The sequence below is a fragment of the Gordonia lacunae genome, from assembly GCF_002149015.1.
In the GTDB taxonomy this organism is placed as follows: Bacteria; Actinomycetota; Actinomycetes; order Mycobacteriales; family Mycobacteriaceae; genus Gordonia; species Gordonia lacunae.
In genome coordinates this window covers 123,436-145,542 of record NZ_NGFO01000013.1, presented here as the reverse complement: position 1 = coordinate 145,542, position 22,107 = coordinate 123,436, and the positions used below count along the sequence as shown (strand labels likewise).

19 protein-coding genes are annotated in these 22,107 nt (G+C 68.3%); 12 read left to right on the top strand and 7 right to left on the bottom strand.

What is annotated here, in order from left to right; genetic code table 11:
* Positions 1 to 27: 27 nt before the first annotated feature.
* The 3 genes from purL (at position 28) to CA982_RS13180 (ending at position 3,285) form a co-directional block, all read left to right on the top strand.
* A complete protein-coding gene (gene purL, locus CA982_RS13190) occupies positions 28 to 2,334 on the top strand; it encodes a phosphoribosylformylglycinamidine synthase subunit PurL (protein ID WP_208617939.1) in 2,307 nt (768 codons plus the stop codon).
* A 134-nt stretch (positions 2,335 to 2,468) separates the two neighbouring features.
* Positions 2,469 to 2,840, top strand: coding sequence for a CD225/dispanin family protein (locus CA982_RS13185; protein ID WP_086535757.1), 372 nt, complete (start codon positions 2,469 to 2,471; stop codon positions 2,838 to 2,840).
* Positions 2,841 to 2,928: 88 nt separating this feature from the next.
* Positions 2,929 to 3,285, top strand: coding sequence for a DUF2752 domain-containing protein (locus CA982_RS13180; protein WP_086535781.1), 357 nt, complete (start codon positions 2,929 to 2,931; stop codon positions 3,283 to 3,285).
* Here CA982_RS13180 and CA982_RS13175 read toward each other — a convergent pair.
* Positions 3,271 to 4,197 carry a glycerophosphodiester phosphodiesterase gene (locus tag CA982_RS13175; RefSeq protein WP_086535782.1) on the bottom strand — a complete coding sequence of 309 codons (927 nt, stop codon included), beginning with the start codon at positions 4,195 to 4,197 and terminating at the stop codon, positions 3,271 to 3,273. The genes CA982_RS13180 and CA982_RS13175 overlap by 15 nt on opposite strands.
* 79 nt (positions 4,198 to 4,276) lie before the next feature.
* Here CA982_RS13175 and CA982_RS13170 point away from each other — a divergent pair, with 79 nt between their 5' ends.
* Complete coding sequence (locus tag CA982_RS13170; RefSeq protein ID WP_086535756.1) at positions 4,277 to 5,356, top strand: NAD(P)H-dependent amine dehydrogenase family protein; 1,080 nt, start codon at positions 4,277 to 4,279, stop codon at positions 5,354 to 5,356.
* A gap of 41 nt (positions 5,357 to 5,397) precedes the next feature.
* Here the strand turns inward: CA982_RS13170 and CA982_RS13165 are convergent, their stop codons facing one another.
* The 3 genes from CA982_RS13165 to CA982_RS13155 form a co-directional block, all read right to left on the bottom strand.
* The gene (locus CA982_RS13165) at positions 5,398 to 7,008 is read right to left on the bottom strand and encodes an HNH endonuclease signature motif containing protein (RefSeq protein WP_086535780.1); all 1,611 of its coding nucleotides are present in this window, start codon (positions 7,006 to 7,008) and stop codon (positions 5,398 to 5,400) included.
* Between the two features lie 228 nt (positions 7,009 to 7,236).
* Positions 7,237 to 7,359 carry a type B 50S ribosomal protein L36 gene (gene ykgO / locus CA982_RS13160; protein ID WP_033205406.1) on the bottom strand — a complete coding sequence of 41 codons (123 nt, stop codon included), beginning with the start codon at positions 7,357 to 7,359 and terminating at the stop codon, positions 7,237 to 7,239.
* Between the two features lie 67 nt (positions 7,360 to 7,426).
* Positions 7,427 to 8,935: a glutamate-cysteine ligase family protein gene (locus CA982_RS13155; RefSeq protein WP_086535755.1), complete on the bottom strand. Its 1,509-nt coding sequence runs from the start codon at positions 8,933 to 8,935 to the stop codon at positions 7,427 to 7,429.
* Here CA982_RS13155 and CA982_RS13150 point away from each other — a divergent pair.
* From CA982_RS13150 to purM, 3 genes are all read left to right on the top strand, one after another.
* On the top strand, positions 8,934 to 9,395 hold the full coding sequence (locus tag CA982_RS13150; protein WP_414962573.1) for a sterol carrier family protein: 462 nt from the start codon (positions 8,934 to 8,936) through the stop codon (positions 9,393 to 9,395). The genes CA982_RS13155 and CA982_RS13150 overlap by 2 nt on opposite strands.
* A gap of 165 nt (positions 9,396 to 9,560) precedes the next feature.
* Positions 9,561 to 11,171, top strand: a complete 1,611-nt coding sequence (gene purF, locus CA982_RS13145) for an amidophosphoribosyltransferase (RefSeq protein WP_086535753.1) — start codon at positions 9,561 to 9,563, stop codon at positions 11,169 to 11,171.
* Positions 11,172 to 11,269: 98 nt separating this feature from the next.
* Positions 11,270 to 12,376: a phosphoribosylformylglycinamidine cyclo-ligase gene (purM, locus tag CA982_RS13140; protein ID WP_086535752.1), complete on the top strand. Its 1,107-nt coding sequence runs from the start codon at positions 11,270 to 11,272 to the stop codon at positions 12,374 to 12,376.
* A 275-nt stretch (positions 12,377 to 12,651) separates the two neighbouring features.
* Here the strand turns inward: purM and CA982_RS13135 are convergent, their stop codons facing one another.
* The 3 genes from CA982_RS13135 to ygfZ form a co-directional block, all read right to left on the bottom strand.
* Positions 12,652 to 12,831: a DUF3073 domain-containing protein gene (locus tag CA982_RS13135; protein ID WP_004020923.1), complete on the bottom strand. Its 180-nt coding sequence runs from the start codon at positions 12,829 to 12,831 to the stop codon at positions 12,652 to 12,654.
* Between the two features lie 94 nt (positions 12,832 to 12,925).
* Entirely contained in the window at positions 12,926 to 13,603 is a 678-nt protein-coding gene (locus CA982_RS13130; protein ID WP_244176248.1) for an MOSC domain-containing protein, read from the bottom strand.
* Positions 13,600 to 14,784 carry a CAF17-like 4Fe-4S cluster assembly/insertion protein YgfZ gene (ygfZ, locus tag CA982_RS13125; protein ID WP_086535750.1) on the bottom strand — a complete coding sequence of 395 codons (1,185 nt, stop codon included), beginning with the start codon at positions 14,782 to 14,784 and terminating at the stop codon, positions 13,600 to 13,602. The genes CA982_RS13130 and ygfZ overlap by 4 nt, the downstream gene beginning before the upstream one ends.
* A gap of 58 nt (positions 14,785 to 14,842) precedes the next feature.
* Between ygfZ and CA982_RS13120 the strand changes: the two genes are divergently transcribed.
* The 5 genes from CA982_RS13120 (at position 14,843) to cydC (ending at position 22,039) form a co-directional block, all read left to right on the top strand.
* Positions 14,843 to 15,712 carry an aminodeoxychorismate lyase gene (locus CA982_RS13120; protein WP_086535749.1) on the top strand — a complete coding sequence of 290 codons (870 nt, stop codon included), beginning with the start codon at positions 14,843 to 14,845 and terminating at the stop codon, positions 15,710 to 15,712.
* A gap of 225 nt (positions 15,713 to 15,937) precedes the next feature.
* On the top strand, positions 15,938 to 17,521 hold the full coding sequence (locus CA982_RS13115; RefSeq protein WP_086535748.1) for a cytochrome ubiquinol oxidase subunit I: 1,584 nt from the start codon (positions 15,938 to 15,940) through the stop codon (positions 17,519 to 17,521).
* Between the two features lie 12 nt (positions 17,522 to 17,533).
* Complete coding sequence (cydB, locus tag CA982_RS13110; RefSeq protein ID WP_086535779.1) at positions 17,534 to 18,616, top strand: cytochrome d ubiquinol oxidase subunit II; 1,083 nt, start codon at positions 17,534 to 17,536, stop codon at positions 18,614 to 18,616.
* The gene (gene cydD, locus CA982_RS13105) at positions 18,613 to 20,337 is read left to right on the top strand and encodes a thiol reductant ABC exporter subunit CydD (RefSeq protein WP_086535747.1); all 1,725 of its coding nucleotides are present in this window, start codon (positions 18,613 to 18,615) and stop codon (positions 20,335 to 20,337) included. Before cydB ends, cydD begins: the two co-directional genes overlap by 4 nt.
* On the top strand, positions 20,327 to 22,039 hold the full coding sequence (gene cydC / locus CA982_RS13100; RefSeq protein ID WP_086535746.1) for a thiol reductant ABC exporter subunit CydC: 1,713 nt from the start codon (positions 20,327 to 20,329) through the stop codon (positions 22,037 to 22,039). The genes cydD and cydC overlap by 11 nt, the downstream gene beginning before the upstream one ends.
* Positions 22,040 to 22,107 lie beyond the last annotated feature (68 nt).

Genomic DNA, 22,107 nt, shown 5'->3' with positions numbered 1-22,107 from the left:
CGGCCGCGCCCGCCTAGACTTGTCAGGGTGAGTGCCCAGGTGGATACCGTCTCAGCCGCTGCCCAGACCCCGGACCATCCGCAACCGTTCCGCGAACTCGGTCTCAAGGACGACGAGTACGCGCGCATCCGCGAGATACTGGGTCGCCGGCCCACCGACGCGGAACTCGCCATGTACTCGGTGATGTGGTCCGAGCACTGCAGCTACAAGTCGTCGAAGGTGCACCTGCGCTACTTCGGCGAGACCACCACCGACGAGATGCGCGCGAGCATGCTCGCCGGTATCGGCGAGAACGCCGGCGTCGTCGACATCGGTGACGGCTGGGCGGTGACCTTCAAGGTCGAATCGCACAACCACCCGAGTTATGTCGAGCCGTACCAGGGCGCCGCGACCGGCGTCGGCGGCATCGTGCGCGACATCATGGCGATGGGCGCGCGTCCCATCGCGGTCATGGATCAGCTGCGCTTCGGTCCGGCCGACGCCCCGGACACCCGACGCGTCGTCGACGGTGTGGTGCGCGGCGTGGGCGGCTACGGCAACTCGCTCGGCCTGCCGAACGTCGGCGGTGAGACCGTCTTCGACGCCAGCTACGCCGGCAACCCGCTCGTCAACGCACTGTGCGCGGGCGTGCTGCGCACCGAGGACCTGCACCTGGCCTTCGCCTCGGGCGCGGGCAACAAGATCATCCTGTTCGGTGCGCGGACCGGTCTCGACGGTATCGGCGGCGTGTCGGTGCTGGCGTCGGAGACCTTCGACGATTCCCCGGGCTCGGGACCGAACCGCAAGAAGTTGCCGAGTGTGCAGGTGGGCGACCCCTTCACCGAGAAGGTGCTCATCGAGTGCTGCCTCGAGCTCTATCACGCCGGACTCGTCGTGGGCATCCAGGATCTCGGTGGTGCCGGATTGTCCTGTGCGACAAGCGAACTCGCGGCCGCCGGCGACGGAGGCATGCACATCGACCTGGAGAAGGTGCCGATGCGCGCCGAGGGCATGACCCCGGCGGAGGTGCTCTCCAGCGAGTCGCAGGAGCGCATGTGCGCGGTGGTGACGCCGGAGAACGTCGAGAAGTTCCTCGAGGTCTGCCGCAAGTGGGACGTCCTCGCCACCGTCATCGGTGAGGTCACCGACGGCGATCAGCTGGTCATCACCTGGCACGGTGAGACCGTCGTCGACGTGCCGCCGCGCACCGTCGCCCACGACGGTCCGGTCTACGAGCGCCCGGTCGCCCGACCCGACTGGCAGGACACCGTCATCGCGTCGACCACCGAACCGCTGCAGCGGCCGAGCACGCCCGACCAGCTGCGCGAGACACTGCTGGCCATGCTCGCCTCGCCCGCGCTGTGCAGCCGCAAGTTCATCACCGACCAGTACGACCGCTACGTGCGGGGCAACACCGTCCTCGCCGAGCACGCCGACTCGGGGATGATCCGCATCGACGAGGAGTCCGGGCGCGGCATCGCGCTGGCCACCGACGCGTCGGGTCGCTACACCTTCCTCGACCCGTACCGCGGTGCGCAGCTCGCGCTCGCCGAGGCCTACCGCAACGTCGCCGTCTCGGGTGCGACGCCCAAGGCCGTCACCAACTGCCTCAACTTCGGGTCGCCCGAGGACCCCGCGGTGATGTGGCAGTTCCAGCAGGCGGTCCGCGGACTCGCCGACGGCTGCGCGCAGCTCGGCATCCCGGTCACCGGCGGCAACGTGAGCTTCTACAACCAGACCGGGGCGACGGCCATCCTCCCGACGCCGGTGATCGGTGTGCTCGGGGTCATCGACGACGTGCACCGTCGCATCCCGACCGGCATCGGCACCGAACCCGGCGAAACGCTCATCCTCCTGGGGGAGACCCGGGACGAGTTCGACGGTTCGATCTGGGCGCAGGTCAGCCACGATCATCTCGGTGGCGTTCCGCCGCGGGTCGACCTCGAGCGCGAACGACTGCTCGCCGAGATCCTGACCGCATCGTCCCGTGACGGATTGATCTCCGCGGCACACGATCTCAGCGAGGGTGGCCTGATCCAGACCGTCGTCGAGGCGGCGCTGGCCGGTGAGACCGGTTGCCGGATCCTGCTACCCGAAGATGCCGACCCCTTCGTCTGGTTGTTCTCGGAATCGGCCGGGCGGGTGCTCGTCGCGGTCCCGCGGACCGAGGAGTCGCGGTTCACCGCGATGCTCGACGCCCGCGCGATGCCGTGGACGCGTATCGGCGTGGTCGATCAGGGCAGCGACGCCGTCGAGGTCCAGGACTACTTCTCGGTGCCGCTGACCGAACTCCGCGAGGTACACGAGGGCACCCTCCCGAGGCTGTTCGGCGACGCCGTCCAGACCGCACCCTAGTTGCATCCCGCAACGTTTCCATCTGCGAGGATTCCGTTGTACGTCAATGGAATCAATATCGATTGCAGACGTGCCGCGCTCGTCGGCGGTCGGTTACGCTCCTTGAGTTCTCTGACCGAGTCGAAAGGGCGCAGATGAGCTACCCCTATGATCCGAACCAGCCGCCGAACTACGGCGCGGGTGGTTACGGACAGCAGCCGTACGGCGGGTTCCCGGGCGGTAACCCGGCGGGCCCGGAGCCGGACAACAACCTCGTGTGGGCGATCCTGGCGACGGTGTTGTGCTGCCTCCCACTCGGGATCGTGTCGATCGTGAAGTCGACCTCGGTCAGCAAGCTGTGGGCGGCCGGCGATTACGCCGGTGCGCAGAAGGCCGCCGACGAGGCCAAGAAGTGGGCGATCTGGAGCGCGATCTCATCGGTCGTCATCTGGGTGCTGATCATCATCGTCTATGTCATCTTCTTCGTCATCCTCCTCGGCGCCTCCGCGTCCACGTCCACGTACTGATCGCTTCGAGCGGGCCGTCCTCGGACGGATCTCGGTCCTCTCGAAGCATCGGTTCCTCGGGCCGGCGACCGTGGTCGCCGGCACCGGGATGGTCTGTGCGGCCGTATGGTTCGGCGATCCGACGACACCGGGTGGCGCCCTTCCGGTGTGTCCGACCAAGCTGATCTTCGGCGTGACGTGTCCCGGGTGCGGATCGCTCCGGGCGATCTATTCGCTGCTCCACGGTGACGTCCCGGCAGCCCTGCACTACAACGCCGTCGGGGTGCTCGCGATGGGGTTGCTGCTCGTCGCCTTCGGCGCCTACTGCCTGCGGTTGTGGACCGGCCGCCGGGTTCGCAGCTGGCAGCATCTCCGCTACTCCGGGGTCGTCGTGCTGGTGGTCGTCCTGGCCTGGTTCGCGATCCGGAACATCCCGATCGAACCGTTCTGGTCACTCCACGTCTGAGCGTCCGGCAGCACCGCGGAGCCAGCGGACCAACCGTGATCCCGGCTCGCGCCCAGTCCCGTCGACGTCGAGAGCCGCCAGGGCCTCCGGGTCGTCGGTCGTGATCTGATCGACCCGTAGCTCCAGCAACCTCCTGATGTCCGGGGCGACGCGTGGCCCCACCCGGGTCACCGTGTACCCGTCGACGAGACGGCCGCGCTCGTGAAATGCGCCGACCAGATCGTGGCCGCGTCGATCGGCAGCCAGGATCAACCGGTTCTCCAGGTAGACCATCTCGGCATCCGGTGACGCCGCCACCGCGCGGTCGACGAAGCCGTCGAAGTCCCCGGATCGGATCGCGGCCTCGGCGGCACCGTGATGGCAAGGGTCGTAACCGATCCGGATGCCCGGCGCGGCCGAGGCCAACGTGTCGACCGCCGCGGCGTCGCCGCACGACAGGATGTAGTGCCGTGCGTGAGACGCCACGCTACGGGCGAACACCGCCACGGCCGGGGGATCGAGAGCGGCGTCGTCCTCCTTGAAGTCGAGCTGGAGCGATGCGGTGGGCGCGATGTCGACGCCGTCGAAGAGTTTCGTCAGGTCCTCGAGCAGGAGCACGCGGTCACCGATGGGGTGGCCGTCGTTGTCCCGCAGGTGCAGGTCCCGCAGATACGACGCCGGGAGCGCCGACACCGCACCGGTACCGGTGGTGGCGTGGTCGACAGTCCGGTCGTGCAGGACGGCGAAACCCCGGTCGGCGTGGATCACCAGGTCGACCTCGATGCTCGCGCCGAGTCGCATGCCCTCGACGATCCGGGTCGCGGTGAACGCCGGATCGTCGGCGCGCCGGCGGCCACGGTGCCACTTGAGCATCGTCCGATGGCCATCATGGTCGATGTGGATCGGGGCGGCCGCGGGGTCCGGGGGCGACAAGGCAGTCACAGCTCCGACCTTAGCGATGCATCTCGCCGAATCGGCACGCCGAAGTGGAACGTGTTCTAGTTTGGTTCGCATGACATTGCGCGTGGTCGAGTGGTCGACCGGAACCGTCGGACGACATGCCATCGCCGGGATCGACGCCCGGGGGGACCTCGAACTCGTGGGGGTCTGGGTGTCCGACCCCGCCAAGGCCGGCAAGGACGCCGGTGAGCTGGCCGGCCTCGGCCGCGAGCTGGGTGTGGTGGCGACCGGCGACCGCGACGCCCTGATCGCCCTGAAGCCTGACTGCATCGTGCACACCGCCATGACCGACGACCGCGTCATGGAGGCCATCGAGGACCTGATCTTCTTCGTGGAGAACGGGATCAACGTGGTCTCGAGCGGGCCGGTCGTCCTGCAGTTCCCGCAGGGCATCCTGCCGGATTCGCTCCTGGACCGGATCGAGGCCGCGGGCGAGACGGGCGGTGCGAGCCTGCACGTCAACGGCATCGACCCCGGCTTCGCGAATGACGTGCTGCCGCTGGCGATGACGAGCCTGTCGCAGCGGATCGACGAGGTGCGCTGTCAGGAGATCGCCGACTACTCGACCTACTACCAGCCGGTTGTCATGCGTGATCTGTTCGGCTTCGGGCAGCCGCTCGACGCGACGCCGCTGTTGTTCGCGCCGGGCATCCTGTCGATGGGGTGGGGGAGTGTGGTGCGACAGATCGCCGCCGGTCTCGACCTCGTGCTCGACGAGCCGCTGGTGGAACGCGTCGAGCGCGTCGAGGCCGATCGCGACTACTCGACCGTCTCCGTGGAGATCCCGAAGGGCACGATGGCCGCGGTCCGCTTCGAGGTGGCCGGGCAGGTCGGCGGCGTGGATCGAGTTGTGCTGGAACACTACACACGCACCCACCCCGATCAGTGCCCGGAGTGGCCGTCCCCGCACGAGGGTGACGGTTGCTACCGGATCGCGATCTCCGGCGAGCCCGAGATGACCGTCGAGTTCGGGCATCACGGCGAGAACGGCGACCACAACGTGTCCGGCATGATCGTCACCGCGATGCGCCTCGTCAATTCCGTTGCGGCGGTGGTTGATGCGAAGCCGGGCCTGGTCACCGCACTGGATCTCCCACTCGTGACGGGTCGCGGGTTGTTCGTGCAGGAGTAGCCGCTCGACGATGGTGGCCGATGAGATCCCAGGGGCGCGGGTCATCGAGTGGCGAGTAACTCCATGAGGTGTGCTTCGACCGGTGAGGGGCGGGGTGTGGGAGGGCCGGGTCGTGGTGGTCGGACGTCGATGACGTGGCTGATCGTCAGCCATGAGCTGCGTGCCTGATCGCCGGGCCGGGCGGTCGGTCCGTGGATCTCGTCGCGCACGATGTTCAGATGGTGTGCGAATCGCCGGGGTAGGTCGGGTCGGCGGTTGAGGCGCTCGGGGTTGGGTGGCGCACCGGGTTCGGCGTTCAATCGCCAGACGCAGCGGCCCTCGTCGGTGCCGGACCGTGCGATGCGGGTGGTGTACTGGCCCGGTTTCGGGCCGACCATGCGGTTGTGTCGTGGGCAGGCGGGGGCGAGGTCGTCGATGTCGGTGAGACCACCTTTGGCCCAGTCCTTCTGGGCGTGGTGGAGTTCGACGTGGGTGGCGGGCTGATCGCAGCCAGGTGCCGAGCACACCTCACCGTCAGGACGGGCGAAGGAGACGAGGCGTTGTTCGCGGGTGGCCAGACGTTTGCCGCGTCCGAAGTGCAGGGGAACGGCGGTGGCGTCTTTGAAGATCGCCAACCACGGCTGAACGTCACCGGCCATCGCGATCAGGTCGGGGATGGGGAGCAGGGTGCCGGTGGCGGTGGTGGCCAAGCCGGCTTCACGGATGAGGTCGGTGAGGTCGGCTTTGATGATCAGTTGCACGGGTAGGCCGCGATGGGATTTCCCGAGCAACCCGTCGTCGAGGACGGCTTTCAGTAAAGCATTGAGTGCGTCGTGGTTGATCTGGGCGGGGGTGCGATCGTCACGTTCGGCTGCGGCGGCGAGGGCCTCGGGGTCGGCATCTTCGAAAGATCCTGTGGGCGAGTAAGGATCGTTGGGGTTGTTCATGCCGGGTTTCGCCCAGACGGCCAGCAGCATCGTGACGCGGGCAGCGAGTTCGGGGGTGAGGGTGCCGGTGAGTTTGGCGGTGCCGTCGGCGCGTTGCCGGTTGACCCAGAGGTTGCGGCGTCGTGTGCGTTCCGAGTCGTCGGCCAGGGTGCCGTCGGGGTCGAGGTGGGCGAGGAGCCGCGCACCGAGTTGGGTGATGTCGGCAGGGGTGTGGGCTTCGGCGATCTCGGCCATCTGACGTTCGGCGGCGACCTTCACGTCGTGGTCGACTGCGTTCGGGATGCGGTCGAGGACATCGAGTGTGGCCTGGACGTGGGCCGTGCCCACCGTTCCTTGGGCGAATGCTTCGGCCAGGGTGGGGTGTTCGGGTTCGAGGCGGTCGCCGTTGAGGCAGGTGAGTGTGGCGGTGGCGTTGAGGTGTTTGCGTCGTCGCACCGGGTTGGTGATGCGGAGGCGGTGGTTCATGAACTGGGTGAGCGTGCGGTAACCGGTCTTACCAGGCAGATCACGAGCCTCGACCTCGGCGACCTGCCGGTCACCGGCGAAAGTGGTTCGAGCGATCGCGCGTTCGGTCGCAGACGCGACATCGATCAGCTCGTCGTCGGTACACGGCGACAGATCGACGGTCTGCAGTTCGTCGAGGATCGCGTGCAACTCGGCGACCAGCTCGACGGCACGTGGTCGCGGCGCCGTCGACTCGTCGTCGACATGTGTGGTGTCGGCCATGACGGTCACCCCCCGAAACGTAGCTGCGAATGTATGTTCGAGTATACACCCGTCTCGGTGGTTCGCAACCACGAAAAGGTCTGTGTGACACCGTATATCGACGAATCGCCGAGGTCGATATTCTGTCGGCGGTGAATGATATGGTTCGGCGGGATGGCGTCGTCATCGGCTCGGTCGAGGGGTACTGCTCGGCGCGGGCGATGCGTCTGGCACCCGCCGCGCCGGCGATCAGCCCTGGCGCGCCTTGAATCTGGGGTTGCCCTTGTTGATCACGTAGATGCGCCCCTTGCGCTTGACCACCTGCGAGCCGGGTTGGTTCTTCAACGAACGGATGGATGCACGAACCTTCAACGTAGCCTCCTTAATGGAAATTGTTTCCATTAAAGCAGGTGTGTCGTCCAGGGTCCACCGTCGGGTGTCACACCTGCCAGGTGTGGACCGGCTCACCCTCGTGCATCTGGGTCACGTAGTCGCGCAGCATGCCCTGCAACGCCTGTGTCCGGCTCTCGCCCGCGCGCTCGCGGGCCGCGACCGCCTGGCGTTGCCAGACCGACCCGGTCTGACGAGAGATGCAGCGGCCCTCGATCACCGACAGGTACCGCTTACGGGCCTTGTCGGAGACCCCGAACCGGCGAAGTCCGTCCTCGGCGAGCACGAGGAGCCGGCGGAGGACGAGCTCGTCGGGACGAACCCAGCCGACATCGGGCCAGTACAGCTGGGACTCCATCCCGGAGCGCGCGCCGGACTGCAGGTTCTCGGCGGCGGCGTTGAACGACATCCGCGACCACAGTGGCCGGTCGGATTCGACGAGGCCGCGGACGACGCCGTAGTAGAAGGCGGCATTGGCCATCGTGTCGACGACCGTCGGGCCCGCGGGCAGCACGCGGTTCTCGACGCGCAGATGGGCCTGGCCCTCGTGGATGTCGTAGACCGGACGATTCCAGCGGTAGACGGTCCCGTTGTGCAGGCGCAGTTCGTCGAGGGTCGGGATGCGTCCGTCGTCGAGTTCGGCCAGCGGGTCGGTGTCGGTGGAGACCGGGAGGAGGGCGGGGAAGTAGCGGGTGTTCTCCTCGAAGAGGTCGAAGATCGTGTTGATCCAACGCTCCCCGAACCACACCCGCGGGCGCACACCTTGATTCTTCAGCTCCAGCGGCCGCGTGTCGGTGGCCTGCTCGAAGACCGGGATGCGACTCTCGTGCCACAACGCGGTCTCGGCGAGGAACGGTGAGTTGCCGGCCAGTGCGACCTGCACGCCGGCGATTGCCTGTGCCGCATTCCAGTGCGCGGCAAAGTCTTCCGGCGCCACCCGGAGGTGCAGCTGCAACGACGTGCAGGCGGCCTCGGGCAGGATCGAGTCGGTCGAGGTGCGCAGGTGTTCGGTGTTGTGGGCGTCGGTCAGAGGCACACCGGTGATGTCGATCTCGAGGTCCTCACCCCGCGCGGCGAAGATCTGCTCGTTGAGCAGGTCGTACCGTGGATTCGCCGAGATCCAGTGATGCGCAAAGTGTTCCGACCGCAGCGTCGGGAGCATGCCGATCATCACCAGGTGGCTCGACGTCTGCGCCGCCCGTTGTTCGGCCCGGTTGAGTGACGTGCGCAGCGCCTGCTCGAGCGAGATGGTGTCGTCGGTGGTGAACGGTCGCGGCGAGACGTTGATCTCGATGTTGAACTGCCCGAGTTCGGTCTGGTAGTCGGGATCGGCGATCGCCTCGAGGACCGCGGCGTTGGCCATCGCCGGCCGCATGTCCTCGTCGACGAGGTTGAGCTCCACCTCCATGCCGAGCAGCGGCTTCGGGGGCCGCCCCTGGTCGGTGAACAACCCGTCGGCGAGCATCCGGGCGATCGCTTCCGTCCCGCGCCCCACCTGGCGCCGGAAACGAACCCGGTCCTCACCGGTGAACTGCTGCTTGGACACCTCGGCTCCCATGCGGTCAATACTGCCCGATCCGAGCCGCCCCGAACCCGCTTGGGAGAATGGCCGGGTGCCACCACGTAGGAGAGTGGACCCAGCAGAGGTCCGAGCCGCTGTGCTGGCCGTCTCGGACTGGCTCGTCGAACCGACCGCGCCGTCGCCGGGACGTGCCGCGCTCGCCGACGCCGTCCGACAGTCGGCCCGGACGCTCGAACACCTCGCGCCGGGGAACTCGGTCGAGGTCCGGGTACCCCCGTTCGTCGCGGTGCAGTGCATCGAGGGTCCCCGGCACACCCGCGGGACGCCGCCGAACGTCGTCGAGATGTCGCCCCGGACCTGGCTGCTGCTCGTCGCCGGTGTCGTCTCCTACGACGATGCCCTCGCCGCGGGCGACATCGACGCCTCCGGACACCGTGCCGGACTGATCGCCGACCTGCTCCCGCTCGTCCCGATCGGTACGTCGGGCGATCGGTGAGGCCGGTGAGACGGAGTGTGATCCGTCACTCGATCGGAGCGTCATGGAATGACCCGCCGGACCGCACCGCTGCAAGATTCGCATCGGGAGCCGACCGACCCGTAAACTCCCAGATGTCTCCCAGCCCACTCGACGGACCGATTCGCAGCCCCAGGGAGCTAGTCGATGCCTGATCATTCGATCGCCAACGTGAACCTGCTCGCTCCCACGACGCCGGCGGGCGGATGCTCCGCACGTGGCGCGGGTGCGGCCAACCCGGCCCCGCTGGACGAACCCGAGAACGAACCGCGTGAGGAATGCGGTGTGTTCGGTGTCTGGGCGCCCGGCGAGGACGTAGCCAAACTGAGCTACTACGGCCTCTATGCCCTGCAGCACCGCGGCCAGGAGGCCGCCGGTATCGCCGTCGGCGACGGCAGTCAGGTGGTCGTCTTCAAGGACCTGGGGCTGGTCAGCCAGGTCTTCGACGAGCAGACGCTCGGTGCGATGAGCGGCCATGTGGCGATCGGCCACTGCCGGTACTCCACCACCGGGTCGACCACCTGGGAGAATTCCCAGCCGATCTTCCGCACCACCGATGCCGGCACGGGCGTGGCGCTGGGTCACAACGGCAACCTGGTCAACACCGCGGACCTCGCCGCTCGTGCGCGGGAGCAGGGGATCAAGAGCTCGGCGGCCACGTCGGACTCCGATGTCGTGGGTGCGCTGCTCGCGCACGGCGCCGCCGACAGCTCCATCGAGCAGGCCGCCATGGAGCTGCTGCCGACGCTCAAGGGCGCCTTCTGCCTGACCTTCATGGACGAGCACACGCTCTACGCCGCCCGCGACCCGCACGGGGTACGCCCGCTGTCGCTCGGCCGCCTCGACCGCGGCTGGGTGGTCGCCTCGGAGACCGCGGCCCTCGACATCGTCGGTGCGTCGTTCGTCCGCGACATCGAGCCGGGTGAGCTGCTGGCCATCGACGCCGACGGCGTGCGCAGCTCCCGCTTCGCCGAGCCCACGCCCAGCGGTTGTGTCTTCGAATACGTCTATCTCGCCCGCCCGGACTCGGTGATCCACGGCCGGTCGGTCCACTCGACCCGCGTGGAGATCGGTCGGCGTCTGGCCAAGGAGCACCCCGCCGAGGGTGACCTGGTGATCCCGGTGCCGGAGTCCGGTGTTCCGGCGGCCGTCGGTTTCGCCCAGGAATCGGGCATCCCCTACGGCCAGGGCCTGATGAAGAACGCCTACGTCGGCCGGACCTTCATCCAGCCGTCGCAGACGATCCGGCAGCTCGGTATCCGTCTCAAGCTCAACCCGCTGCGCGAGGTCATCCGCGGGAAGCGACTCGTCGTCGTCGACGACTCGATCGTGCGGGGCAACACCCAGCGCGCGCTCATCCGGATGCTGCGTGAGGCCGGCGCCGCCGAGGTGCACGTCCGCATCGCGTCGAGCCCGGTCCGGTGGCCGTGCTTCTATGGCATCGACTTCGCCTCGCCCGCCGAGCTCATCGCCAACGGCATGGAGTCCGAGGCCGGCATGGTCGAGGGTGTCCGCCAGGCCATCGGCGCCGACTCGCTCGGCTACATCAGCATCGACGAGATGATCAACTCGACCGGGCAGGACGCCTCGGCCCTCTGCGCGGCATGCTTCGACGGCAAATACCCGATCGAGCTGCCCAAGGAGACCTCGATGGGCAAGGCCGTCCTCGAACAGATGCTGGCCAGCGCCGCCGGCGACCGGACGGTGGACCCCCTGACCAAGCCGAACGACAACGTCAGCGCGGTCATGCGGCCCTGATTCCGCGCCGTCGGCCCTCCGGTACCGTATGACCCGTCGGCGAACACGCCGGAAACAACGTTCGACCGAGATCTTTTTGGAACGGGAGTGCTGCGGTGATGACGGAGCGGGATGCTGCTGCCGACGAGACGGCCGGGAGCGCGACACCGGCCTCGTATGCGGCGGCCGGGGTCGACATCGACGCCGGTGAGCGGGCTGTGGAACTCATTGCGCCCCATGCCAAGCGTGCGTCGCGTCCGGAGGTTCTCGGCGGGATCGGCGGTTTCTCCGGTTTGTTCGCGCTCAAGGGCAACTACCGGGAGCCGGTCCTCGCGGCCGCCAGTGACGGCGTCGGCACCAAACTGGCCGTGGCCCAGGCCATCGACAAGCACGACACCGTCGGTCGTGATCTCGTCGCCATGTGCGTCGACGACCTGGTCGTCTGTGGCGCCGAGCCGCTGTTCCTGCAGGACTACATCGCCGTGGGCAAGGTGATCCCCGAGACGGTGGCCCAGATCGTCGCCGGTATCGCCGACGGGTGTGTCGAGGCCGGCTGCGCGCTGCTGGGCGGCGAGACCGCCGAGCATCCCGGCCTGATGCAGGACAACCACTACGACATGTCGGCGACCGCGGTGGGCGTCGTCGAGGCCGACAACGTCCTCACCCCCGACCGCGTGCGTGCCGGCGATGTCGTCATCGGCATGGGGTCGTCGGGATTGCACTCCAACGGCTACTCGCTCGCGCGCAAGGTGCTGCTCGAGTGGGGTCACATGGACCTGTTCGGCCACGTCGAGGAGTTCGGGCGCACCCTGGGTGAGGAGTTGCTCGAGCCGACCCGGATCTACGCCCGGGACTGCCTGGCGCTGATCGCCGAAGCCGATGTCCGCACATTCGCGCACATCACCGGCGGCGGGCTCGCCGAGAACCTGGCGCGCGTGATCCCACACGGGCTCGTCGCCGAGCTCGAGCGGAACACCTGGACGCCCGCGCCGATCTTCGCCCTGATCGGGCAGCGCGGCCGGGTCGAGCAGCTCGAGATGGAACGCACCTTCAACATGGGCGTGGGCATGGTCGCGGTCGTGGCGCCGGAGGACACCGATCGGGCGCAGGCCGTGCTGACCGCGCGGCATGTCGACAACTGGGTCCTGGGTACGGTCAAGCGCGCGAACGACAAGTCCGACACCGACTCGCGGGTCAGCCTGCTCGGGGAGCACCCGCGCTTCTGACGCGATCCCGAACCTGCACTCTCGCAACGACAATGACGCGGGGGAGCTGTCGTACACAGAACACCGAACGCCCGCCGGAGGGGATTCCCTCGGCGGGCGTCGGCGTCTGATGACGACGTGATCACCCCGGAACCGGCGCATGAGCACGCACCACCCATCGAGAAACGGGTGGTGCGTACAAAATTATGGGCCCGCGTCGCCGCGGGTCCGCTCATGCGGAGAGTGTGTGGGGTGATCCCAGGCGTCGAGAGATCAACGCCTGAGGAGTGTGCGCGTCAAGCGCGTCGCCACTCCTCTTCGTCCACCCAGTCGTCCACCGGATCCGGTCGATCTACAACCGGATCGCCCTGCCCGGAAAGCTCGCGCTGCAAGCTTTCCAAATCGGTGTTCGGAGTGGAGTACTTCAGCTGACGTGCAACCTTCGTCTGCTTTGCCTTTGCCCGGCCGCGGCCCATATGGGACCCCCTCGCACAATGACGGGGCGGCCAAACGATTGGCGGCCCCGTTCTCTTGAAGTAATTCTGTCGTGCGGACCAGTCTAGCGCGCCTCTAGGATTTGTGTTGTCCACCCTGGGTTGCCGCGCCGACGCGTCTTTCCGACTTGTTCACCATCTTGGTCGCCTCGCGACGAACTTTGGCCGGCAGATCGTCTCGCGCGAGCAGGGACCGGATCGCCTCGACGTCCCCGCCGGCGAGCAGGTCGCGTGAGCGCACCCCGTGGTCGGGGCGGTGGACGACGGTGATCCGATCGCCCTGCGCCACGCTGCCGTTCTGGACAACTCGCAGGTAGGTACCGAAATCGGCCTGGTCCAGAAAACGTTTCATCCACCGCGGCTCGCCCGCCCATACCGCGAAGGTCTTGCAGGGGACGCGGGGGATGGTCACCTCGAGGACCAGCCCGTCGGTGCCCACTTCCCACCGTTCGCCGACCAGCGCGTCGGTCACCGCCATCCCGTCGATGCGCAGGTTCTCGCCGAACCATCCGTAAGGAAGCTCACGTCCGAGTTCTTCGGCCCACCGGCGCGCCTCGTCGTCGGCGTAGGCGTAGACGGCCTGATCGACACCGCCGTGGTGCCGCTTGTTGCCCACGTGGTCGTCGACGAGGCCGAGCTCGTCGACGGCGAGGCGTCCGCGGCGCGGACGCTTGTCGATGGCGGAGCGGCCGATGCCCTCGAGGATGACGTCATCGCCGGCCGTGCACACGGCCAGCACCACACCCGCGTTCAACTGGTGTGTCCCGGAGCCGTCGAGCCGCTGCGCAGGCGCTCGATGGCGGCGCGTCCGGCCTGGACCCGGTCGTCCTCGAGGATCGAGTCCGGATCGATCCGGGCGCTCACGGCGGACTCGGCGCCCACGGTCAGCTCCACGTCGGCGCCGACGTTGCGCTTGACGAGCGCGAGTGCGATCGGACCCCACTCGTGGTGGTCGACGACGGTGCCCAGCCGGCCGACGGTGCGGCCGGCGGCCGTCACCGGGTCACCGGGCGCGGGGCGCTCGTCACTGCTGCCGTCGAGGTGCAGCAGGACCAGCCGGCGGGGTGACTTGCCGACGTTGTGCACCCGGGCGACGGTCTCCTGGCCGCGGTAGCAACCCTTGTCGAGATGGACCGCGCCGAGTTCGTCGGGCCCACCGATCCAGTCGACCTCGTGCGGGATCGTGCGCTCGTCGGTGTCGGCGCCCAGTCGGGGGCGGCGGGCCGCCACGCGCAGGGCCTCGAAGGCCCAGCTGCCGGCCATCCGCGCGCCGGCCTCGGTCAGGGTGTCCCACCATCGATTCAGCACGTACTCGGGCACGACCAGGTCGACGACCGGAAGGTCCCGGTTCTCGCCGAGCGAGGGCATGCGCCGCCAGAAGCCGAGCGGCTCGTCCTCGTGGTGTGACTCGGGCAGCCCGCCGGCCTGGTAGACGACGGTGTCGGCGCCGATCTCCAGCAGGTCGGCGACCGGTCCGTCGAGCGCGCCCGGTCCGACGAGTGTGATGACTTTCATGTCGGGGCGCGCGGCGGGCTCGGCCTTGGCCCAGAAGACCATCTTGCCGAGGAAGCCGAGCAGCGGTTCGCCGCGGGACCCCTCGGTGTCGAGCCAGGTGACACCGTCGATGTCGGTGAGCACGAAATGCTCCTCGACACGGCCGTTGGCGTCGAGGGAGAGGTTCTCGGCGCTCGACCGGTCGGGGAGGGCGGCGATGTGCTGGCTGGTGATGGTGTGCAGCCAGGTCAGACGCTCGTCGCCGGCGATCTCGATCACGGCGCGGTCGGACCGGTCGACGATGATCACACCGCCGGCGGCGGCTCGTTGCTCACCGAGCGGATCGCCGTAGTGCCACGCGGTGTCAGCGGATTGGAGGTCTCCGGGACCGGGCACCGCCCCGCCCTCGGAATGCCTGGTCAGGATGGGTGAACGGCTCACGCGTCGATTCTACGGGTCGATTCGGCGAACGGCCGGGACGCATGGCAGCCTTCTATCCATGGCGGATTCGATCCTTGTCTCGCTCGACGGTACCCAGCACGATGCCGACGCTCCCTTCCTCCATGCCGACGATCTGGCGGCCGTACGCGGCGACGGCATCTTCGAGACCCTGCTCGTGCGCGCCGGACGGCCGCGATGCGTCCAGCTGCATCTCGAGCGTCTGGCTCGCAGCGCCGCTGCGATGGAGCTCGAGACACCCGACCTCGACGAGTGGCGCGGGGTGATCGAGACCGCGACGCAGGCGTGGACGTCGAAGCACGGATCGGCCGGCGAGGCGCTGCTGCGCCTCGTGTACACCCGGGGGCGCGAACACGGTTCGGCGCCGACCGCCTATGTCACCGTCGACGCGGTGCCCGACCGGGTGGCGGCGGCCCGTGCGGACGGCGTGCGAGTGGTCACCCTTGCCCGCGGCTTCTCGATCGACCTCGCCGCCTCGGCACCCTGGCAGCTGCTCGGGGCCAAGACCCTCAGCTACGCGACGAACATGGCGGCACTGCGGCACGCGGTTGCCGAGGGCTATGACGACGTGATCTTCCTCAGCAGCGAAGGCGCTGTCCTCGAGGGGCCCCGGTCCACGGTCGTCGCCGCCTACGCCGACACCCTGGTGACGCCGCCCACCGAGATCGGAATCCTCGAATCGACGACCGTGAGTGCGGTGTTCGACGTTGCGGCGCGCGAGGGCTGGACGACCAAGACCGACGTCCTGCGACCCGAGGACCTGGTGGCGGCCGACTCGGTCTGGCTGGTCAGCAGTGTGACCCTCGCGGCCCGGGTCACCCATCTGAACCGATACGTGATGCCGGTCGCCCCCGACGCGGCGAGATTCACCGATCTGGTCGATCGGGCCATCTCGGTGGACGACAATTGACCCCGGTCACTCGCACCTGATCTCACCCTCCTGGAGCACATGCCGCAGGCGGTGAGTCCGAAGACACCGCCGCAAGCCGGTCAGCGGGACCTTTGGCGCTTGTCCAAGCCTGGTGACCAGGCGTAACGTCGCGCCTACGACTTACTACTACTCGTAGTAGTAGGTTCCCGGCAGGTTTCGACCTGCCCCCGCAGCCCGGGGGCCGGCAACTCGATTCGAGGCGATATGGACGCTCTGGACGTCTCCAGATGGCAATTCGGGATCACGACCGTCTACCACTTCATCCTGGTGCCGCTGACCATCGGCCTCGCGCCGATGATCGCGGTGATGCAGACGGTCTGGCATGTCACCGGCAACGAGCAGTGGCTGCGCGCCACCAAGTTCTTCGGGAAGCTCTTCCTCATCAACTTCGCGCTCGGTGTCGCGACCGGGATCGTCCAGGAGTTCCAGTTCGGCATGAACTGGAGTGAGTACAGCCGGTTCGTCGCCGACGTCTTCGGCGCGCCGCTGGCTCTGGAAGGTCTTGTCGCCTTCTTCCTCGAGTCCACGTTCATCGGACTCTGGATCTTCGGCTGGGACCGGTTGCCGCGCCGCGTCCACCTCGCGTGTATCTGGTTGGCCGCCATCGGCGTCAACGCCTCGGCCTACTTCATCATCGCCGCGAACTCGTGGATGCAGCACCCCGTCGGCGTCGTCTGGGACGACGAGCGCGGCCGGCCCGCGATGAACGACTTCGTCGCGGTGCTCACCAACAACACGACCCTCGCGGCCTTCCCGCATGTGATCGCCGGTGCGTTCCTCACCGCGGGCACTTTCGTGGCGGCGATCGGCATCTGGTGGATGGCGCGTAACTCGTGGCGCGCGAAGAAGATCCGCGAGGCCGCCGGGACCGGTGACGTCGGTGAGATCCCGGACAGCACGTCGCCGAGTCACATCGACGCGACACCCGAAGACCTCGAGAAGGACGCCCGCGACCTCTGGCGACCGATCACGAGATTCGCGCTGTGGGTGACCATCGTCTCCGGCGTCGCACTGTTCATCACCGGCGACTTCCAGGCGCAGATCATGTTCAAACAGCAACCGATGAAGATGGCGTCCGCCGAGTCGCTGTGCGAGACCGAGACGGGCCCGGGCTTCTCGGTCCTGTCGATCGGGCGCCAGAACAACTGCGACAACATCGAACACGTCATCGAGATCCCGAAGATGTTGTCGTTCCTCGCGAACCACGACTTCGACTCGACGCTGCAGGGCGTCGAGGAACTGCAGGAGCAGTACACCCAGGCCTTCGCCGGCCAGCCGAACGTCCCGGCCAACCAGAATTTCGCACCGAACCTCTTCGTGACCTACTGGGGTTTCCGGGCGATGATCACCTGGGCCCTCGGTTCGGTGGTCGTGGCCCTGGGCGGTCTGTGGTTCACCCGACGCAAGCGGGTGGTCGAATCCAGACGCTTCGGTGTCATCGCCCTGCTGATGATCCCGACGCCGTTCCTGGCCAACAGTTCCGGCTGGATCTTCACCGAGATGGGGCGCCAGCCGTGGGTCGTCGCACCCAACTGGGAGGACGATCTCGATCCGCTCCGGATCAGCATGCTGGTGCAGAACGGTGTCTCCAACCATTCGGCGAGCACCGTACTGGTCACGCTGATCGGGTTCACACTGCTCTACGGCGCACTCGGCGTCGTGTGGTTCATGTTGCAGCGGCGCTACGTCATCGAGGGCCCGGCCGCGCACGATTCGCGACCACCAGGCCACACCGACGACGACGAATCCGAATCCGATGAGCCCAAGCAGCTCTCGTTCGCGTACTAGAGGAGCGTGATCATGAGTCTCGAAGAAGTCTGGTTCCTGGTCATAGCGTTCCTGTTCGTCGGATATTTCGTACTGGAGGGCTTCGATTTCGGTGTGGGCATGCTGATGCCGATCCTCGGATCGAGCCACACCGGCGGCGACGACAAGGTCGCCGCCGACGATCCGGAGGCCGACCCCGACAAACGGCGCCGCGCGCTCCTCAACACCATCGGCCCGGTCTGGGACGGAAACGAGGTGTGGCTCATCACCGCGGGAGCCGCGCTGTTCGCGGCGTTCGGCGGGTGGTACGCCACCATGTTCAGTGCGTTCTACCTACCGCTGTTCCTCATCCTCGTCGGGCTCATCGTGCGGGTCTGCGCCATCGAGTGGCGGGGCAAGATCAACAATCCGCGCTGGCGCATGTGGTGCGACATCGGGATCGGGCTGGGGTCGTGGATCCCGGCGATCCTGTGGGGCGTGGCGTTCGCGAACATCGTGCGCGGGCTGCCGATCGACGCCGATGCCCAGTACACCGGCGGGTTCTTCAACCTCCTCAACCCGTACGCGCTCCTCGGCGGTGCGACCACCCTGCTCGCCTTCCTCACCCACGGCGCGGTGTTCATCTCGCTGAAGACCTCCGGTGTGCTGCAGGAGGATTCGGCCCGCCATGCCGCCCGGCTGGCCTGGCCGACACTGATCGTGGCCGCCGTGTTCCTGCTGTGGACCCAGTTCGCGTACGGCAACTCCTGGACCTGGATTCCGGTGCTCATCGCCGCCGTCGCCGCGGTGGGAATGGTGATCGCCACCCAGATCCGCCGCGAGGGTTACGCATTCGTGTTCACCTGCATCGCGATCGCGGGCACGGTCGCCACGCTGTTCGCCGTGCTGTTCCCGAATGCGATCCCGTCCACCCTGAATCCGGAGTGGAACCTCACCATCGAGAACACGGCGTCGAGCGACTACACACTCACGATCATGACGTGGGCGGCCGTGCTCATCACCCCGGTGGTGATGGGCTACCAGGCCTGGACCTACTGGGTGTTCCGCAAGCGGCTGTCGGTCACGCACATCCCGGACCCGGCCGGAGTCCCGTCGCTGCGAATCCCGAGCAAGTGAGTCGCGTCGCCCGGCCCCCGCTCGATCCGCGGCTGCTGCGGTATTCGCCGACGACCCGCCGGTACATCGGGGTCACCGCGGCGTTCGCGGTGGCCGAGGTGATCGCGATCATCGTGGTGGCGGCGATGGTGGCCGCCATCGTGTCCGAACTGATCGTGTCGCCCGGAGCGCGGTCGTTCGCCGCGCAGACGGTTCATCTGGTCGTGCTCGCCGCGGCCCTGGCGGTGCGGGCGGCGATGGCCTATGGGCACGACCGGTACGCGCACCGCGCCGCCGAGCGGGCCATCGCCGAACTGCGTGCCGAGGCCCTCGACGTCCTCACCGATCCGTCCCGCACCTCGCCACGCTCGCTGACCTCGGTCCGCGAACATGCGAGCACCGTCCTCCTGCGTGGACTGGACGCACTCGGGCCGTACCTGTCGGGTTATCTACCGGCCCTCGTCGCCGCGGTGATCCTGACGCCGGTCGTCACGGTGGTCATCGCAGTCGCCGACTGGCCCTCGGCGCTGATCATCCTCGTCACCCTGCCGCTCATCCCGCTGTTCATGGTTCTGGTCGGACTGATGACACGCGATCGCACCACGCGCAAGCTGGCGACGATGAGCCGGCTGAGCGCGCAACTCCTCGACCTCGTCGCCGGGTTGCCGACGTTGCGGGCCCTGAACCGGGCCGGTGCCCCGGCGCAGCGCGTCGGTGAGCTCGGCGAGGCGCACCGCCGCAGCACGATGAGTTCGCTGCGTGTCGCGTTCCTGTCGGGTGCCGTGCTGGAGCTGCTCGCGACGCTCTGCGTCGCATTGGTGGCAGTGAGCATCGGACTGCGACTGGTGTACGGCGAGATGTCCCTGTACGCAGGTGTGTTCGCGCTGATCCTGGCGCCGGAGGCGTATCTTCCGTTGCGCCGCGTCGGGATGCAGTTCCACAACTCGACGGACGGTCTCACCGCAGCAGAGCAGGTCTTCGGGCTCATCGCGCCGGTGGCCGCCGGGTCGGTCCCGGCGGTCCCCGCCGCGGGGAGCCGGGGCGTCACCGTTGCCGGGCAGCCGATCACGGTGCTCGACGTCGGGGTCCACGGTCGCGACGGGTGGGCTCCGGAGTGCCTTCGCGCGACGATCGAGCCGGGTTCGCTCACGGTGTTCACGGGGCCCAACGGGTCCGGCAAGTCGACGGTGCTGGCGGCGCTCATGGGTCTGCTCGCCCCGGACGAGGGATCGGTGCTGATCGGGTCGACACCGGTCGCCCAGGCCGACCCGGCGGCCCTCCACGAACAGATCGCCTGGCTGCCCCAGCAGCCGGTCGTCGTGCCGGGCACGGTCGCCGAGAACCTGGAGCTGTTCGGTTCTTTGGGCCGCGACACCTTCGAGTCGGCCGCGGCGGCAACCGGTTTCGCGGACCTGGTCATCGAATTGCCCGAGCGGCTCGACACGGTGCTGGGAACCGGTGGCGTCGGACTGTCCGCCGGACAGCGGCAGCGCCTCGCACTGACCCGCGTCCTCGCCTCACCGGCACCGCTTCTTCTCCTCGACGAACCGACCGCCCATCTCGACGAGGCGTCCGAACGCGCCGTGTTCACCGCACTCCGCGACCGAGCTCGTGCCGGGGACACGGTCGTCGTGGTCGCGCACCGGGGCGTCGCCCGTGAGTACGCCGACCGGACGGTCGAGTTCCCGGCGGCCGCAAGTACGACGTCCGGCAGGGCCGCGGAGGTGGATCATGCGCGGTGACCCGTTGATCCGGGCCCTGGGGTTCCTCGGTCTGCGGTTGCGTCCCACTCTTGCCGCGCTCGCCCTCGGCGTCGGCGGTGCGCTGTCCGCGTTGTTCCTCGCGGCGCTCTCGGCCTGGCTGATCACCCGCGCCTGGCAGATGCCGCCGGTGTTGTATCTGTCGGTCGCGATCACCGCGGTTCGCGCACTGGGTATCTCGCGCGGGGTGTTCCGCTACCTCGAACGGCTGGCGACCCACGATCTCGCCCTGGCGGCCATGGCCACAGCGCGTCAGCGGGTGTACGCGGCGCTGGCCTCGGGGTCACCGGGCTACTCGGTCACGCTGCGCCGCGGCGAGTTGCTCAACCGGACCGGGGACGACGTCGACGAGATCGGCAACGCCCTCATCCGTGGCCTGATCCCGATCGGCGTCGGTGTGACGACATCGGTTGCGGCCGTAGTGGTGATGGCCCTGGTGTCGGTACCCGCCGCCGTCGTGCTCGCGCTCGCGCTGGTCGTCAGCGGCGGCGTGGCACCCTGGCTCGCCGCGCGCGGTGGTGCCCGGGCGATCCGGGACGGCGCGCACGCTGCGGCCGAAGCGACCGAGGCCGCCACGACCGCCCTGTGGCACGCGCCCGAGCTCGTCGTCGCACGTCGACGCCACGGTGCACTGGCCGCGACCGCCGCGGCCGACCGCCGGCACCTCGACGCCACCGACCGCGGCGTCCGGTGGCAGGCGTCCGCCGCAGCGGCGACGCCGCTGGCGCTCGGGGCATCGCTCCTCGCGGCATGTGTGATCGCCATCGAGTTGGCCTCGCGGACCACGGGTTCCCTCGCCGGGGTGAGCTCGGGGGAGGGACTGACACCGATGATCCTCGGCGTGCTCGTCCTGCTCCCGCTGTCGGCGTTCGAGTCCACCGCACCGCTCACCGAGGCCGGGCTGCAGATCGAGCGCAGCCGCCAGAGTGCCGCCCGGGTGATGGCGCTCGTCGACGGGGCGCGTGCCGACGGCGTCGCCGAGGTGACCGACGCCGAGATCCACCGCTCCCCGGTGCGCCTGGCCGCCACGGGACTGCGCTGGGGGCACCGGAGCCGGGAGATACTCGGCCCGGCAACGGGTGTGGACCTCGACCTGCACCCGGGTTCGCGTCTGGTCGTCACCGGCCCGAGCGGCGTGGGGAAGTCGACCCTGTTGCTCACCCTCGCCGGGTTGTTGCCACCGGTGGGCGGGGAGGTCACCGCCGTCGACGATGCCGACCTATCGACTGTCGAATTGCGCGCGGCGACATGTTATTTCGCCGAAGAGGCGCACATCTTCTCGACGACGGTCCGGGAGAATCTGCGCGTCGCCCGCGGGGACATCACCGACGAGGAGATCGGCACCGCGTTGGTGGCCGTCGGCCTCGAGAACTGGGCCGCAACACTTCCCGACGGGCTCGACACCGTCCTCGCCGGCGGGGCCGACGCGCTGAGCGGCGGGCAGCGCCGACGGCTGCTCCTCGCCCGGGCTCTGCTCCACCCGGCGCCGGTCGTCCTGCTCGACGAACCGACCGAACACCTGGACGAGGCGGATTCCGACCGGTTGCTGCGCCGTCTCCTGGGGATCGAGCGCGACCTGTTCGGACCCGACCGCATCGTCGTCGTCGTGACCCACCAGCCGCCGGTCGATGCCGGTTCGGCCGAAGTGCTCGAGTTGGCGGGCCGGCCCCTTTCTGCTCTATGAGGTGCTCGTCGCTATTGCTCCTCGCACCTCGGGGACCAATAGTCAGCGGCTCTCTGCCTGTGGGCGGG